The organism is Neisseria subflava (genome assembly GCF_003044645.1).
Taxonomy (GTDB): Bacteria; Pseudomonadota; Gammaproteobacteria; order Burkholderiales; family Neisseriaceae; genus Neisseria; species Neisseria subflava_B.
The window spans coordinates 135,364-152,656 of the sequence record NZ_POXL01000001.1; the positions used below are offsets into that span (position 1 = coordinate 135,364).

Genomic DNA, 17,293 nt, shown 5'->3' on the forward strand with positions numbered 1-17,293 from the left:
AAAAGGCCGTCTGAAAAATTCAGACGGCCTTTGTTTGACTATGCTTTATTCAGCCCAGTTTTTCTTCTTACTGGTTTTACCGATACCGGGGTTAAAGCTGTTGGTTGGGTCGAGTTTTTTATAGAACTGTTTCAGCTCAGGCTTGGCTTCATACAGATGACCGACATTATGCTCGGCAGGATATTGCGCGCCGCGTTGGTCAAGCAAATGGAGCATTTCATGTTCCAAAGCCATACAGTCGTTGCCTTTTTTAATGATGTAGTCCTGATGGAACACATGACACATAAAATGTCCGTAATACAATTTATGGATGATTTTATTGTCGATTTCAGGCGGCAGTGTTTCAAACCAATCACGATCATCACGGCGCAAGGCGATATCGAGTGCAACCAAATCCTCTACTTCATCATCATGTACAGAACGGTAACGGATCGCGGCAGAAGCCACAGCAAAGCGATGCAGCATGGCCGCCTGCGTTTCTTCGGCATTACATTCAAAGAATGCGCCGCCATGGGTTGCAAAATATTCCTTCAAGAAAGCACGCGCTTCTTCTACGCCCTCGCCACCCATTTTTAAAATCAGGTGATGTTCATATTTATCCCGATAGTTGCGCATAGACTTCGGCAAGTGATCGGGCAAAATCTTACTGATCAGTTGCATGAATTTATCAGAGAAGTGTTTTGGTAAGAAACTTATCTTTTTGCTGAATCTATCCACACGGGCTTTCAGATCAAACAGTTTCGGAAGTTGGTGGGTACCGAACGTCTTAATGATATAAAAAGTATCTTTACCATAAACGGCAGCAATATCAAAAGCATGACGATGGATATACTCACCGGAAATAGGCAGGTTTTTAAACTCACTCAAAGCAGCACGACGAATATCGGTCAGCTCATTAATATCATTTGTACCGATATAGAAAACGGCAGTCTGTTTTTCTTGTGGGAACGTATCCAAGCGTACGGCAAACACCATCAGCTTGCCCGCGCAACCTGATGCTTCGTAGTGACGCGCAGGGTCGGCATTAAAACGGGCGGCAGTCGGTTCATTCACTTGGCGGACATGATCGCAATACGCATGGTCATGCCCTTTGCCTGCATTTTGAACAATGTCTTTTTTCTGATAATGGAAACCTTGCAAGTTGGTCAAAATTTCTTCAGGGGTTTCTCCCAAATCAATGCCCAAATGGTTGACCAGCTCCAGCTTGCCCTCTTCGTTGATTTGTGCAAACAGCGCCATTTCCGTATAAGCAGGGCCACGCTGTACCAATGCACCGCCGGAGTTATTACATACGCCACCCAATACAGATGCGCCAATACAGGACGAACCGATCACGGAGTGCGGCTCACGGCCTAAAGGTTTCAGCAGCAGTTCCAATTGATTCAGGGTAGAACCAGGCAGGCAGACAACTTGTTCGTTATTATTAATTGGCTGAATGATGTTCAGACGCATGGTATTTACAATCACGATATCGCGGTCGTAATCATTGCCGTCAGGAGTCGAGCCGCCAGTCAAACCGGTATTGGCAGCCTGCGTAATCACGATAACATCAGCCTCAACACACGCCTGCAAAATTTGCCACATTTCCAATACCGTACCCGGACGGACAACTGCCAGCGCCTTGCCTTCGCCAAAACGGTAGCCTTGACGGTATTGTTCGGTTTTTGCCGGGTCTGTGATGATGTATTTTTCACCGACGGTTTGCGTCAGCCGGCTGATTAATTGTGTAGCATTCATTGCATACTCCTTGAGAGATGAATATATTTATTAAATTGCAAGCATTGTAGTAATCCCTTTTATCAAAGTAAAGGCAAAACCCGTTTTTTAAACTCATCTTTTAAATAAACAAAAGGCCGTCTGAAAATTTCAGACGGCCTTTTGTTTCAAGCTTGAATAATCAGATTATTCGGCTGCTTTCTCTTCGCGAGCAGGCGCTTCCAGCAAAGCTTTGATAGACAGACGTACGCGGCCGCGGTCGTCCACTTCCAATGCTTTTACATTCACAACCTGACCTACTTGCAGGTAGTCGCTGACATTGCGTACGCGCTCGTGGGCGATTTGGCTGATGTGTACCAAACCGTCTTTGCCCGGCATCACGCTGACAATCGCGCCAACGTTGTTGTCGAGGATTTTAACCACAGTACCTTCGTACACTTTGCCCACTTCCACTTCGGCAGTGATTTCTTCGATACGTTTTTTCGCTGCATCGCCTGCTTCTTGAGTAGTCGCAGCGATAGTGATAGTACCATCTTCAGCGATGTTGATTTCAGTACCGGTTTCAGCAGTAATCGAACGAATGGTTTCGCCGCCTTTACCAATCACATCACGAATTTTGTCTTGGTTGATTTTCATGGTGAACAAGCGTGGCGCGTGTGCAGACAGCTCTTGTGGACCTGCAACGGCGGCTTTCATCTGATCCAAAATATGCAAACGTGCTTCTTTGGCTTGAGCCAAAGCGATTTGCATGATTTCTTTGGTAATACCTTGGATTTTGATGTCCATTTGCAGCGCGGTCACACCTTCGGTTGTACCGGCTACTTTAAAGTCCATATCGCCCAAGTGGTCTTCGTCGCCCAAGATGTCGGTCAGGACGGCAAATTTGTTGTTGTCCAAAATCAGGCCCATGGCGATACCGGCAACGTGTGCTTTCAAAGGCACACCGGCAGACAACAGGCTCAAGCAGCCGCCGCAGACGGAAGCCATAGAGGAAGAGCCGTTGGATTCAGTAATTTCAGAAACCACGCGCATGGTGTAGCTGAAATCTTCAGGTTCTGGCAATACGGCCAACAACGCACGTTTAGCCAAACGGCCGTGACCGATTTCACGACGCTTTGGCGCACCTACGCGACCCACCTCGCCGGTAGAGTATGGTGGGAAGTTGTAGTGCAGCATAAAGCGGTCGGTGTATTCTCCGGATAGTGCATCAATGATTTGCTCGTCGCGTGAAGTACCCAAAGTTGCAACCGCCAAAGCTTGGGTTTCGCCACGGGTAAACAGTGCAGAACCGTGAGTGCGCGGCAATACGCCGGTTTGAATATTCAACGGACGAACAGTGCGGGTGTCGCGACCGTCGATACGCGGTTGGCCGTCTAAAATTTGGCTGCGGACAACATCGGCTTCCAAGTGTTTGAAAATGCCTTTGATTTCGTTGGCTGCCAAAGTGTCGGTTTCTTCGGTAATCAACGCTTCTTTCACGGCACTCCAAGCTTCGTCCAATTTGGCAGAACGCGCTTGTTTTTGACGGATTTTGAACGCTTCTTTAATGGTTTCACCGGCAATTTCGCGTACTTTTGCAACCAATTCTTCATTGGTTTCAGGAGCTTTCCAATCCCAAACTTCCGGATTAACTTCGTCGGCAAACTCATTGATGGCGTTAATGGCCACTTGCATTTGATCGTGACCGTAAACAACCGCACCCAGCATCACTTCTTCAGACAAGATGTCAGCTTCGGATTCCACCATCAACACGGCTTTAGAAGTACCGGCAACCACCAAGTCCAATTGTGATTTGGCTAATTCGGCTTTAGTCGGGTTCAAAACGTACACGCCGTTTACATAACCCACGCGTGCCGCACCAATCGGACCGGCAAACGGTACGCCGCTCAACACCAGCGCGGCAGATGCACCCAGCATTGCAGGAATATCAGAATCAATTTCAGGGTCAACAGACACGACCATCGCTACGATTTGGATGTCGTGGTAGAAACCTTCAGGGAACAGAGGACGAATCGGACGGTCGATCAGACGGCTGGTCAGGATTTCTTTTTCGCTTTGTTTGCCTTCGCGTTTGAAGAAACCGCCGGGGATTTTACCTGCTGCGTAAGTACGCTCGAGGTAATCGACAGTTAGAGGGAAGAAGTCTTGGCCTTCTTTCACTTCTTTGTTGGTAGTAACGGCAACCAAAACAACGGTGTCGCCCATAGATACTTTAACGGCAGCAGCAGCTTGGCGAGCGATTTCGCCGGTTTCCAAAGTAACGGTTTGATTACCGTATTGGAAGGTCTTAACGTGTTTATTGAACATCATTGTTCCTTTCAAAATACCGTACTGCTAAAACACTAATAATGCACACTAAAATCCGAATGTGCATAGTTAGGGTTTCAGACCGTGCGGCAGGTTATAAACAAGCTTTCAGACGGCCTTTAAGGCGCTGAAAACAACTCTCGATTATAAAGGCAACCATCCTTAAAATCCAGTATTTATACAATAAAAAGGCCGTCTGAAACATATCCTATTCAGACGGCCTTCAAACTTAAAAATCAATCCTGAGTCAGCAAAGTCAATGCTTCCTGATATTTTTCGACTGTTTTCTGAATTACATCGGCGGGCACTTTAGGCGCAGGCGCTTTTTTGTTCCAACCGCTTTGCTCTAGCCAGTCACGGACAAATTGTTTGTCAAAAGACGGCGGATTGGTGCCGACTTTGTATCGGTCGGCAGGCCAAAAACGACTGGAGTCAGGCGTCAACACTTCGTCCATCAAAGTCAGCGTACCTTCTTCATCCAAACCAAATTCAAACTTGGTATCGCAAATGATAATACCGCGAGATTTCGCATATTCGGCCGCTTCTGTATAAAGCTGAATCGCCTTGGCGCGTACTTCCGCCGCCAGCTCTTTGCCGATGATGCGTTCGCATTCTTCAAAGCTGATGTTTTCATCATGATCGCCGACTGCAGCTTTGGTCGACGGCGTAAAAATCACTTCGGGCAACTGTTGCGCTTCCTGCATACCTTCAGGCAGTTGAATACCGCAAACAGAGCCTGTCTTTTGATAATCTTTCCAACCGCTGCCTGCCAGATAACCACGCACAATGGCCTCCACTTTCACCGGAGTGAGTTTTTTAGCCACGACGGCACGTTTCTCTAAAACTTTAGCTTCGTTTTCAGGCAAAACATCGTAAACCGTATGGCCGGTGAAATGGTTAGGCATGATATGAGCCAGTTTTTTAAACCAAAAATTGGAAATCTGCGTCAGAATCTCTCCTTTACCCGGAATCGGATCATCTAAAATCACATCGAATGCAGACAGACGGTCGGAAGCAACCATTAACATACGTTTATCGTCAATTTCGTACAAATCGCGGACTTTGCCGGAGTAGATTTTTTTCAAGCTGATTTCAGACATTTCGGGTATCTCTTTGGTAAACAGAAGAATTTGGTATTTTAGCCCAATTTGGCATCTTTCGTCAGATTGTTTACAAAATAAAGGCCGTCTGAAACCTTATAGCTCGGTTTCAGACGGCCTTAGACTTTGATTTTAGGGACAAACCCTAAAAACCATCATCCTATCAGATGGCAGGAGCCTGAGTCTGATCTTGGATTTGGTTCACAGCAGACAGAGAGTAGTAGTCGCCGTGGCCGGTTACTTGGTAAGTGCTACCGTCAGCAAACTTGAAGTTTTCAACTTTGTGATCGTTACCGGTGAACCAGTCGTCGATGGTGATGCTGTCGTTAGTACCGACAGAAACAGTCAGGTTAGCACCAGATTTGCTCAGCAATACGTCAGAAGCTGCAACGCCTTTACCGAACAACAGGGTGTCATTACCGCTTTCTTCACGGATAGTGTCGTGACCGTAACCTTTGTCGAAGAAGTAAGTATCGTTACCGGTACCGCCGATCAGAATGTCGTTGCCGACACCGCCGTCGAGGTAGTCGTTACCGTCTTTGCCCACCAGGCAGTCGTCGCCGGCCAAACCGTACAGATGGTTGTTGCCACCGTTACCTTCGATGTTGTTGTTCAAAGAGTTACCGGTACCGTTCAGGTTTTGCATACCTTGCAAAATCAGGTTTTCAACGTGATCGGTCAGAGTGTAGTCGATAACGGTACGAACAGTATCGATACCGGCTTGTGCATTGCCGTACTCGATAACTTGGTCGTTGGCATTGTCAACGAAGTAAACATCGTTACCGTCGCCACCGCGCATGATGTCAGCACCGGAACCACCGTTCAGGTAGTCGTTACCGGCACCACCTTGCAGGTAGTCTTTACCTTCCTCACCGTACAGAGAGTCACCGTCGGCATCACCGTAAATGGTGTCGTTACCAGCACCGGCGTAGATTACGTCTGTGCCGTTGCCACCGTAGATGATGTCTTCGCAAGCAGTACCATAAATGGTATCTTTAGCATCAGTACCGCGGATAACGTTGCCGTCTTTGCAGTCTTCGGCTCGGATGACATTACCTGGGTTTTTGTCTTCGTGACCGTATGAGTTGTTTTGGTTATGGTCGTCAACACAGTCTTTGCAATCTGGCTCTGGCTTAGGCTCAGGTTTTGGCTCTGGCTTAGGCTCAGGTTTTGGCTCTGGCTTAGGCTCAGGTTTTGGCTCTGGCTTAGGCTCAGGTTTTGGTTCTGGCTTAGGCTCAGGTTTTGGTTGTGGCTTAGGCTCAGGTTTTGGTTGTGGTTTTGGTTCTGGTTGCGGTTCTGGCTGTGGCTCAGGTTTAGGCTCAGGTTTTGGTTGAGGCTTAGGCTGAGGTTTAGGTTGTGGTTTTGGACATGGGATCGGTTTGATTGGATCGCAGTTGTAAGGTGGGCAAACCGGAACACATTTGTAGTTAGGCGTTTTTGCCGGTGGGCAGAAAGCCGCAATAGCAGAAACCAAACCAGTTACCGCATTAACTACTGACACGCCGACGCTGGCAATGCTAGCGATGCTGCCGATAGAAACAGAAGATTTTGCTGCAGGAGCGCAGTAGTAAGAAGAGTAGGAAGCCTTAGGCGCAGGAGCGCAGTAAGAACTAACCAGGGGTCTAGTATAATACCCCCCGTAACAGTATGCCATAATAATTACTCCCAAAAGTTAATAAAATATTGGGTTGACGGAACGAGCAAATCCGCCCTTGCCCAATTATTATTTTAGTAATATTTTTCAAAATATTTACTCAAAAATATCAAACGGTAGAATTTGCCGATAAAAGGACGGAGTTTCGCCTGTTTTTAAATTCCATTATCCTAGCAACAATAAAAACATTAACATTGATTCACACTCTCTCAAACAGCATAGATCCTTTATCTATCTTGTTAAAAGCTGAATTTTAACTCTAGTTATAGTAAACAAACATAATACCAATAAATGGTTATTATTATGGATAGATAATATCGACAATTTACCCCAATACAGCCGCATCCGCATTTTGTTCTACGCCAATAATGTGAATTTGTCGTATTTACACTATAATGACACGAACACCTATTTAACAGCTATCAGAGGAGATACTCAACCATGCGTACTTTATTGACCGGAGCCAAAGGCCAGCTTGCCCGTTGTCTGCGCGACCGCCTGCCCGAAGATTGGGAACTGATTGCTACCGACTCTACTTCGCTGGACATTACCGATACCGAAGCCGTGCATCACATGATCAAAAACTTCCAACCTGATGCCATCGTTAATGCCGCAGCTTACACTGCCGTCGATAAAGCAGAAGAAAACGCTGAAGCTGCTTTTGCCGTCAACGCAAGCGCTGTTCACAACTTAGCCGCAGCTGCCCGCGCCGCACACGCCCGCTTTATCCATATTTCCACTGATTATGTATTTGACGGTGAAGGCAAACGCCCTTACCGCGAAACCGACTATACCAATCCGCGCAGCACTTACGGTCAATCCAAAGTAGCAGGCGAGCTTTTGGCTTTAGCCGCGCATCCGGAAAGTACAATCGTCCGTACTTCATGGCTGTTTAGCGAATACGGCAGCAATTTCGTCAAAACCATGTTGCGCCTTGCCAAAGAGCGTGATTCCCTCTCCATTGTTCACGACCAAACCGGTTGCCCTACTTATGCAGGCGACTTGGCTCATGCCATCATCAGTTTATTGCAACAGCCCACTTCCCCACGCGGTATCTTCCATTACTGTGGCAATAAATCGGCAACATGGTACGAATTTACCAAAGCCATCTTTCAGACCGCCCACCAATTAGACGACAGCTTCCGTATTCCGGAACTGAACGCAATCACCACCGAACAATACCCCCTGCCCGCCCCTCGTCCGGCATACAGCATCATGGATTGCTCACGCCTAGAGACCGAATTCGGTATCAAACCGTCCGACTGGCAAAAAGTCCTACGCGAAATTCTCCGCAAAATCGACTAATAAGCTGATCCATCTGTATCAAAGGCCGTCTGAAAACATATTTTCAGACGGCCTCTTTGTTTCTTTTATATCAAATGCTTTATCTATCCAGTCTGTCATTTGAAAAGTGCTACAATAGCCGTTTATTTTATTTTTCAGACGGCCTGACAATATGTGCAACCATCATCCCAAACATTCACACGATAATGACACCATCCGCATCCGCGGCGCGCGTACACATAATTTGAAAAATGTCGATTTAGATATTCCGCGCCACAAGCTCGTGGTGGTAACAGGATTGTCAGGCAGCGGCAAATCGTCGCTGGCGTTTGATACGCTGTATGCCGAAGGCCAACGCCGTTATGTTGAAAGCCTTTCCGCCTATGCCCGTCAGTTTTTGCAGATGATGGACAAACCCGATGTCGATTTGATCGAAGGTCTGTCGCCTGCAATTTCTATCGAGCAAAAATCCACCAGCCACAATCCGCGTTCCACCGTCGGCACGGTTACGGAAATCCATGATTACCTGCGCCTTTTGTACGCCCGTGTCGGCAGGCCGTATTGCCCCGAACACAATCTGCCGTTGTCGAGCCAAACCGTATCGCAGATGGTCGATGCCGTCTTGAAGCTGCCGGAAGACACACGCGTGATGATTTTGGCGCCGGCGGTGCGCGAGCGTAAGGGCGAATTTGTCGATTTCTTTGCCGACTTACAGGCGCAGGGCTTTGCGCGTGTACGCGTGGACGGCGAAGTCTATCAGCTTGACGAAGTACCGAAGCTGGAAAAAAACATTAAACACAACATCGACGTGGTCATCGACCGCGTGAAAGTGAAGGCGGACATCAAGCAGCGGCTGGCAGAAAGTTTTGAAACCGCGCTACGCCACGGCAACGAGCGCGCGTTGGCGATGGAAATGGAAAGCGGCGAAGAGCATTGGTTCTCCGCGCGTTTCGCCTGCCCCGTATGCTCGTACAGTCTGCCCGAATTAGAGCCACGCCTGTTTTCCTTCAACAACCCGATGGGCTCCTGCCCGACTTGCGACGGCTTGGGTAATACTAACTTCTTCGATCCCGAAAAAGTGGTCGCCCATCCCGAACTATCCTTAGCCGCAGGCGCGATTGACGGCTGGGATAAGCGCAACCAATTCTATTTCCAAATGATTCAATCGTTAGCACGCCATTATGAGTTTGATGCGGATACAGCATGGGAAACACTGCCTGAAAAAGTCAAAAAAGTTGTCTTGCACGGCTCAGGCAAAGAAGTCATTGATTTCACATACCTATCCGAACGCGGCACTACCTTCAACCGCAGCCACGCCTTCGAAGGCATCATCCCCAATCTCGAACGCCGCTACCGCGAAACCGACAGCGAAACCGTGCGCGAAAAACTACGCGAATACCAAAACCACCGCGCCTGCCCGAGCTGCGGCGGCGCACGTTTGCGCAAAGAAGCGCGCTACGTTTACGTCAGCGGCGAACCGTTGCACAAAGTCTCCGCCTGGCCTCTGACCAAAACCCACCAATTCTTTGAAATGCTGGATTTGGACGGCAACAAAAAACAAATCGCCGAAAAAATTCTCAAAGAAATCACCGAGCGGCTCGGCTTCCTGATTAACGTCGGGCTGGATTACCTGAATCTCTCCCGCTCCGCCGAAACCCTCTCCGGCGGCGAAGCCCAGCGCATCCGTCTTGCCAGCCAAATCGGCAGCGGCCTGACCGGCGTGATGTACGTTTTGGACGAACCCTCCATCGGCCTGCACCAGCGCGACAATGACCGCCTGCTCGCCACCCTCAAACGCCTGCGCGATTTGGGCAACAGCGTAATTGTGGTCGAACATGACGAAGACGCCATCCGCGAAGCCGATTTCGTCGTCGATATGGGCCCCGGCGCGGGAGAACACGGCGGCAACGTACTGATTGCCGACACCCCCGAAAACGTCGCCAAATGCGAAAAATCCATTACTGGACAATACCTCAGCGGCAAAAAATCCATTGCCGTGCCGTCTGAACGTACGCCCGTCAATCCCGACCGAATGCTCGTCCTCAAAGGCGCGCGCGGCAACAACCTCAAAAATGTTACCCTCGAATTGCCGCTCGGTTTGATTACCTGCATCACCGGCGTATCCGGCAGCGGCAAGTCCACTCTGATTAACGACACCCTCGCCAAAATCACCGCCCGCGAACTCAACCGCGCCCAAGAAGAACCCGCCCCATACGACGACATCCGCGGCCTCGAACACCTCGACAAAGTCATCAACGTCGACCAATCCCCCATCGGCCGCACCCCGCGCTCCAACCCCGCCACCTACACCGGCCTGTTCACCCCCATCCGCGAACTCTTCGCCGGCGTACCCCTCTCGCGCGAACGCGGCTACAACGTCGGCAGATTCTCCTTCAACGTCAAAGGCGGCCGCTGCGAAGCCTGCCAAGGCGACGGCGTGATTAAAGTCGAAATGCACTTCCTGCCCGACGTGTACGTCCCCTGCGAAGTCTGCCACGGCAAACGCTACAACCGCGAAACCCTCGAAATCCAATACAAAGGCAAAAACATCAGCCAAGTCCTCGACATGACCGTCGAAGAAGCCCGCGAATTTTTCGACGCCGTCCCCACCGTATCACGCAAACTGCAAACCCTCATGGACGTAGGCCTCGGCTACATTCGCCTCGGCCAGTCCGCCACCACCCTCTCCGGCGGCGAAGCCCAGCGCGTCAAACTCGCCTTGGAGCTATCCAAACGCGACACCGGCAGAACGCTCTATATCCTCGACGAACCGACCACAGGCCTGCACTTCGCCGACATCGCCCTGCTGCTGGAAGTCATAGGTCGTCTGAAAGGCAAAGGCAACTCGATTGTGATTATCGAGCATAATCTTGATGTGATTAAAACTGCGGATTGGATTGTGGACTTAGGGCCGGAAGGCGGTGATGGCGGGGGGAGGATTATTGCTTGTGGTAGTCCCGAGGAAGTGGCGAAGGTTAAGGGGAGTTATACTGGGAAGTATTTGAAACAAATGCTATAATTAAAAATGATTTCTCTTCAGAAACTTATTTTAAATTTAATGATTAAAATAAGTTATACAATAAATTTGAAAGCCAAGGTTAACAATTATGAAAAGTATTTGTTTTTTTAATAATAAGGGTGGAGTAGGAAAGACAACTCTTTTATGTAATTTAGCAGCCTCTCTTTCTATAAAATATAACAAAAAGATTTTAGTGATTGATTCTGATCCACAATGCAATGCTTCTGCTTATCTTCTTCCAGAAAATAAACTAGAAGAAATTTTATTAAATAATGATTTAAATAATATTGATAGTTTTTATGATCCAATTAGAAAAGGTTTGGGATTTTCAACTAAAAATCCTGAAGTAATAAGAAGTGAGCGCTTTCAAGTAGATCTAATTGTTGGACATCCCAAATTAGCTCTTAGAGAAGATTTAATAGCAACTGATTGGGCGGATACTAAGAATGGTTCCCCTCGTGGTTTCCAAACAACTTTTGCTATGGCAGAATTATTTAATAGAATGAATTCATATGATTTTATATTAATAGATATGGGACCATCTCTTGGCGCGCTAAACCGCTCAATTTTATTAAGTTCCGATTATTTTATTATGCCTTTATCATCAGACATTTTTAGTATGATGGCTATTTCAAATATTCAAACTTCCTTTAAAAATTGGAAAAGGGATATTGAAACAGCTTTAAGACGTTACAAAGAGGAAGAAGGTAATGAGTTTTCATTAAAAGATAATCAACCTATTTTATGGAAATTGAATTTTTTAGGGTATGTTAGACAACAATACAAGGCAAAGTACAAAGAAGGAGAAAAGCAACCTGTTGCAGCATTTGAAAGAATCATTGCTCAACAAGATATAGAATTAGAAAAACTTTGTTCAGAATTCGAAAAATCATTTGTCAATGCAAAGCTAGGTGAAATTCATACGCTAAGCAGCGTTATACCATTATCACAACAGGCACATGCTCCAATATTTGATTTAAATGCAAAAGATGGCATTGTAGGGGGACATTATTCAAGAGTCAGCGATGCAGGGGAATATTTCCATCAGATTGCAGGCAGATTATTAGAAGAAGTAGAAAAATCTCAAATTAGGAGTTAAGAATGAGTAATGTTGTCACTCTAGATAATGACTCTTTTGATACTGCAACAGGAAGTATTAAATGGGATGAAAAATTAGTAGATTCTTTAGCTCGACGCAAAGCTGTAATTATGATAGGTGCTGGAGTTTCACAGAACTCGATTAATAAAGACAAAAAACGTCCTGCAACTTGGGTTAATTTTTTGAAAATATGCTGTGATACTATGGCTAATGACAGTCAAAAAGAATTTATCTTAGATCTTATTAATAAGGAAGATTTTTTGACTGCTTGTGAGTTAATAAAATTAAAAATTGGCGATAAAATTTTCTATGAACATATAATTAATGAATATAAATCTCCTGGCTATGATCATGCAAAAATTCATGAATATATTTTCAATCTAGATGCTTCTATAGTAATTAGTCCAAATTTTGACTGTATTTATGAAAATTTTGCAATACATCAAACTCGAGGTTCTATAATAATAAAACCATATACCTCAAAAGATATCGCTAAATATATTAGAGGAGGAAATAATCGCTTGATTATTAAATCTCATGGAAACGCTGACACTCCTGAAGAATTAATTTTTACACGCAAAGATTATGCTAACGCACGTGTGAATCATGCTCTATTCTATGAAATTTTAAAATCTCTAGCTTTAACGCACACCTTTTTATTTCTTGGCTGCGGCATTAATGATCCTGATATACGTATGATTTTTGAAGATATTCGATTTGCTTATGGAAATACTTTGCCTGAACATTACATGACGATTCCAAAACATGAAGCTAAAGAAGGTATATTAAATTTATTAAATTCTTTAACAAATATAAATTTTTACGAGTACTCTCATGAAAATTGCCATATTGACTTAACACTCTCGCTAAAAGATTTATGCGATCAAGTTGAAGAAGCTAGAGAAAAAATTGCAAGTTTTCGAAAATGGTAATAAATTTGCAAGCTTTAGCCTGCATATCCAAGCAACCGCGTGCGTGGCTACGCTACACACCTTACCTGTGAATTACGCGGAACTTCAAAATTAACGCGTAGGGTGTGTGCGGTACGCACGCACGCGGTTGCTTGATTGACGGTTTGCCGTTTCAACTTTTAACTGCATTGAAGCTAGCGCTTTCAGACGGCCTCTAATGTCGTCTGAAAGCGTCAAATTTAACAAAGCTAGAATCTTAAACAACAAACCGTTCCTTCTCCAACACCCAAACCACAAACAAAATCCTATGGCGCGTTATCGCAGAAACTTCATTGCCGGCGACACATTCTTTTTCACCGTCAAACTCGCCGACCCAAAATCGCGCCTGCTTGTCGAACATATCGACTTATTGCGTGCGGCTTATATGGATGTGCAAAAACAATATCCCTTTGAAACCGTCGCCGTATGCGTGCTACCGAACCACATTCACGCCATTTGGACGCTGCCGCCCGACGATGCGGATTATTCCCTGCGCTGGCGGCTGATTAAAACCAAATTCTCCGCACATTTCCCTCGTGCCGAAAACCTGTCTGCCAGCAAACAGCGGCGGAACGAACGCGGTATTTGGCAACGGCGTTTTTATGAGCACACCGTGCGCGACGAAACAGATTTGCAACGTTGCGCGGACTACATCCATTTCAATCCCGTCAAACATGGATTGTGCGACAATGTCCGCGATTGGCCGTTTTCGTCGTTTCACCGTTATGTGCGGGACGGATGGCTGCCGTTAGATTGGGGTGGCACAAAAGAAACAGCGGTAATAAGTTTCGGAGAGTGAATGCTATAAAAAACTACCGACCGCGTGCGTGGCTACGCCACACACCCTACCTATAAATCACACGAAACTTCAAAATCAACGCGTAGGGTGTGTGCGGTACGCACGCACGCGGTTAGTTTGATTAACTGTTTGCTATTGTACATTTTAACTTAGTTTAAAACTAACACTTTCAGACGGCATAAGAAATGGCCGTCTGAAAACTAGAAATGTTTTATCTAAAATAACCATCCTAATTCACATAACAAAAAACGGATTCCAAATCATTGGGATCCGTTTTTCTGTAAAGCTTAGCCGTATTATTTAGCTTCTTCAGCAGCTTCTTTGGCATCTTCCGCTGCGTCTTTTGCTTCTTCTTTAGCCTCTTCAGCGGCATCTTTGGCTTCTTCTGCTTTTTCTTCAGGAGTTTCTGCAGCAGGAACGCCTTTCAAAGCGTCCAAAGAAGTTTTACAAGTTGCATCACGTTGGTCTGCTGGCAGGTTTTTCAACGCTTCTTTGGTTTGTTCGAAAGATTTTTGCATCATGTCTTTGGTTGCAGCATCTACGTCTTTTGTTGCTTCGGCAAATGCTTTTTCGTATTCGTCACAAACGGCAGAAGAAGATGAGCCTGAACCGCCGCCGCATGCTGACAGGGACAGAGCAGCCAATAAAGCTGATGTTTTCATGTGTCTCTCGCTTTTTTTAAATTTAGGTTAAAGGACGTTATATGTTAATTAATTATATGAAGATGTCAATAGCTTTTGTTTAATTTAATCAAAACTATATCATTGAAAGAGCCAGCCTATCTCAACATGATCAAGGCCGTCTGAAATTTCAGACGGCCTTTGCTTTTATAAGTAATCCTTTTTTCAACGATTACGCCGCTTTACGGTGATAATGCCTGAGCGCGTGTTCTTTGCGCCGTCCGCTACTGAATGCGGATACACGCTTCAGATACCCGATCACTCGGGTACCGTAGTCAATATCGTGGCTACCGCAGGCGGAACAGGCGTGTAGGGTGCGTTTGTCGATGTGGCCGCATTCGTTGCAGATGGTGATGCGCACGTTCACGCAGAAGTAGTTGCAGCCGGTTTGTGCGGCGATGTCCAAGAGCGAGCGGTAGCCGGATTCGGGCAGGGCTTCGTCGAGGTTCAGGTGCAGCGCGGAGCCGCCGTCGAGCCAGTCCACCAGTTCTTTGCCATGCAGCAGGAATTTGTCGAGCGCGTTGATTTCTTCGTCTTTGACGACGTAGAAATAGGAGTTGTAGCATTCGCGGCTGACTTTGTAACCGTCGGCTTTGTCCCATTTGGCGTTTTTCACGCCGAGGTTTTCGGCGGGGACAAACTCAGTGTTGAACTTCACGCCGTAGTGTTTGCTGGCGGCTTGGTTGGCTTCAAATATGGTTTTCAGACGACCTTGGACAAAGTTGATGTAGTCGTCGTTGTAGCCGACTTTGATGCCTTGCGATTCGGCGGCTTCCGCCATGCCGTTGATACCGATGGTGAGGAACTGTTTGTCCAGCGTGATGAAGCCTGCATCGTAAACGGGCAGCATGCCGGCAGCTTGGTATTCTTCCATCAGTTTGCGGTAGGCGTATTGGTATTTGTGGATTTTGGCGACTTCGGCGGCAAGGTCGCGCCCGTCTTGTTCCAGCCGATTCATGTTGATGGTGATGACGTTGATGGAACCGGTCGCCACGCCGCCCGCGCCGAGGGTGTAGCTGAAGGTTCGGTCTTCAATGGCGTTGCGCAGGCGGCAGCAGGAAGCCAAGGAGTCAGGATTGTCGGAAAGATAGACGAAGAAGGAATTGCCTTCCGCCAACTCTTTCGCCATTTCGTCAGCGAACACAGTATCTTTGCATTTGCCGCCGTCAGTCAGCATCGCAGCGGTCACGACAGGGAAGGTCAAAACGGCTTTGGTGCGCTCTTGATTGAACCATTTGAGGAAGAAGTTTTGCAGCTTCGCCACACTCTTCCATGCCGGTTTGCTGAAATCGGGGAAGACGAAATCGCCGAACATCGCGTCGAAATAGTATTGATCGTAAACGGAAATATTCCAAAACACGCTCTGATAGCCGCGCGCGGCGGCAGGCTGATTGATGCTATACACCACCTGCTGCATGTGGTTGGCGATTTCTTTGCCGTGGGTTTCCAAATAATCGTCGCCGTAGTCTTTGCGGGCGAAGTAGTCGAAATAGGTCAGAAATTCCACCGTCGCCACCGCGCCGGCAAACTGCGCGCTGATGGCGAACACAAGATTGATAAACGAGCCGCAAAACGACGCCAAATGTTGCGGCGCTTTGGATTCGCCGCCGAGTTTGCTTAAGCCGTCGAGCAGGAAGGGATACAGCGTAACCGACACGCAATAAGGCTTGAGGCTGGTTTCGTCATGCACATAAACCTCGTGCGCCTCAATCTGGCGGATGTATTCGTCGGCAACAGATTGGTCGAAAATTTCGGCGATTTTGCGCGACACTTGGGCGCGGTTAATCTGCACGAAAAAGTCTTTCATGATTTCCGCTTCCATCGTGGCGATGTTTTTTTGCGTTACGTTGGCATTGGCATCCATTTTCGAGCCGTCCGCCGCGTTTTGCGCGCTGATGTAGTCGCGCATGAATTGTAGTTTTCCGTTTAACTGTTCGGGATGCAGCCGAATCATGTTAATTCTCCTGTATGGTTTGGTTGATTTATCAAGTAATGACGGTCAGGCCATCTGAAACATCGCTGTCAGCGAATACAATAAATTCAATTTAAATCAGTGCAATACAGCATTGAGCTAAATTGAAGCCACTGGAAAAACTTTAGGTACAGGTTTGTCTTTGATAAACAAGCGGTTCAACACCTCGCCCGTACGCAAATCAATAAACTTCTGATTGGTGGTCGGGCTTTCTAAGCCGCCCAGCTCCATCTGCCAGCGGCCGGTTTTCAGATACGTAAGATAAGGCAGAATGCCGTCTGAAACCGCCTCCAGCTCCTCACACTCCAGGCCTGTGTACAAACAGGCTTTCAAACCTTCCTGCGTAACAACAGCCAGCATTTTCTGCAAGGTTTCCGGCTGCCATTCTCCGCCCATAAACAACACGCAGCTAATCAGCCCACGATAGCGTTTCAGACGGCCTTTTAAATAATCCTCGGTCAATTCCGTGCCGATGCCCTCTTTCCATGTATCGGCACTGTGGCAACCTTTGCAACGCAGCGGACAGCCTGAAAACAGAAACGCCAGCGACACTTCGCCCGGCACTTCCTGCCATACAATTTGCTCAATTGTAAATTTCAAGCTGCTCATTGCAACACCATAAACACAAGATATGGTGCGAATTAAAACACAAGACTACTAGATATGGTATTTTTATTTAACAATGCATTTTACTCATATAATAGATTTTTATT

At 46.9% G+C, this 17,293-nt stretch carries 12 protein-coding genes; 5 read left to right on the plus strand and 7 right to left on the minus strand.

Going from position 1 to position 17,293, the window contains the following annotated elements:
• Positions 1–45 precede the first annotated feature (45 nt).
• The 4 genes from dld to DBY97_RS11415 all read right to left on the minus strand — a co-directional run bounded on the left by dld (position 46) and on the right by DBY97_RS11415 (position 6,777).
• On the minus strand, positions 46–1,737 hold the full coding sequence (gene dld / locus DBY97_RS00635) for a D-lactate dehydrogenase (RefSeq protein ID WP_036490674.1): 1,692 nt from the start codon (positions 1,735–1,737) through the stop codon (positions 46–48).
• A 165-nt stretch (positions 1,738–1,902) separates the two neighbouring features.
• Positions 1,903–4,026: a polyribonucleotide nucleotidyltransferase gene (gene pnp / locus DBY97_RS00640; protein WP_107857114.1), complete on the minus strand. Its 2,124-nt coding sequence runs from the start codon at positions 4,024–4,026 to the stop codon at positions 1,903–1,905.
• A 233-nt stretch (positions 4,027–4,259) separates the two neighbouring features.
• Positions 4,260–5,123 carry a phosphoribosylaminoimidazolesuccinocarboxamide synthase gene (locus tag DBY97_RS00650; protein WP_107857115.1) on the minus strand — a complete coding sequence of 288 codons (864 nt, stop codon included), beginning with the start codon at positions 5,121–5,123 and terminating at the stop codon, positions 4,260–4,262.
• A 163-nt stretch (positions 5,124–5,286) separates the two neighbouring features.
• On the minus strand, positions 5,287–6,777 hold the full coding sequence (locus DBY97_RS11415) for a calcium-binding protein (RefSeq protein ID WP_283120751.1): 1,491 nt from the start codon (positions 6,775–6,777) through the stop codon (positions 5,287–5,289).
• Between the two features lie 441 nt (positions 6,778–7,218).
• Between DBY97_RS11415 and rfbD the strand changes: the two genes are divergently transcribed.
• From rfbD to DBY97_RS00695, 5 genes are all read left to right on the plus strand, one after another.
• Positions 7,219–8,082 carry a dTDP-4-dehydrorhamnose reductase gene (rfbD, locus tag DBY97_RS00670; protein WP_107857116.1) on the plus strand — a complete coding sequence of 288 codons (864 nt, stop codon included), beginning with the start codon at positions 7,219–7,221 and terminating at the stop codon, positions 8,080–8,082.
• 151 nt (positions 8,083–8,233) lie between these two features.
• The gene (gene uvrA, locus DBY97_RS00675; RefSeq protein ID WP_107857117.1) at positions 8,234–11,080 is read left to right on the plus strand and encodes an excinuclease ABC subunit UvrA; all 2,847 of its coding nucleotides are present in this window, start codon (positions 8,234–8,236) and stop codon (positions 11,078–11,080) included.
• Positions 11,081–11,168: 88 nt separating this feature from the next.
• Positions 11,169–12,179, plus strand: coding sequence for a ParA family protein (locus tag DBY97_RS00680; RefSeq protein ID WP_107857118.1), 1,011 nt, complete (start codon positions 11,169–11,171; stop codon positions 12,177–12,179).
• A 2-nt stretch (positions 12,180–12,181) separates the two neighbouring features.
• Positions 12,182–13,111, plus strand: coding sequence for an SIR2 family protein (locus DBY97_RS00685; protein ID WP_107857119.1), 930 nt, complete (start codon positions 12,182–12,184; stop codon positions 13,109–13,111).
• 286 nt (positions 13,112–13,397) lie between these two features.
• The gene (locus tag DBY97_RS00695; RefSeq protein ID WP_107857121.1) at positions 13,398–13,928 is read left to right on the plus strand and encodes an REP-associated tyrosine transposase; all 531 of its coding nucleotides are present in this window, start codon (positions 13,398–13,400) and stop codon (positions 13,926–13,928) included.
• A 296-nt stretch (positions 13,929–14,224) separates the two neighbouring features.
• Here the strand turns inward: DBY97_RS00695 and DBY97_RS00700 are convergent, their stop codons facing one another.
• The 3 genes from DBY97_RS00700 to nrdG form a co-directional block, all read right to left on the minus strand.
• Complete coding sequence (locus DBY97_RS00700) at positions 14,225–14,590, minus strand: DUF5339 family protein (RefSeq protein WP_107857122.1); 366 nt, start codon at positions 14,588–14,590, stop codon at positions 14,225–14,227.
• 190 nt (positions 14,591–14,780) lie between these two features.
• Positions 14,781–16,562, minus strand: a complete 1,782-nt coding sequence (gene nrdD / locus DBY97_RS00705) for an anaerobic ribonucleoside-triphosphate reductase (protein ID WP_107857123.1) — start codon at positions 16,560–16,562, stop codon at positions 14,781–14,783.
• A gap of 117 nt (positions 16,563–16,679) precedes the next feature.
• The gene (gene nrdG, locus DBY97_RS00710; RefSeq protein WP_107857124.1) at positions 16,680–17,189 is read right to left on the minus strand and encodes an anaerobic ribonucleoside-triphosphate reductase activating protein; all 510 of its coding nucleotides are present in this window, start codon (positions 17,187–17,189) and stop codon (positions 16,680–16,682) included.
• Between the last annotated feature and the right edge of the window lie 104 nt (positions 17,190–17,293).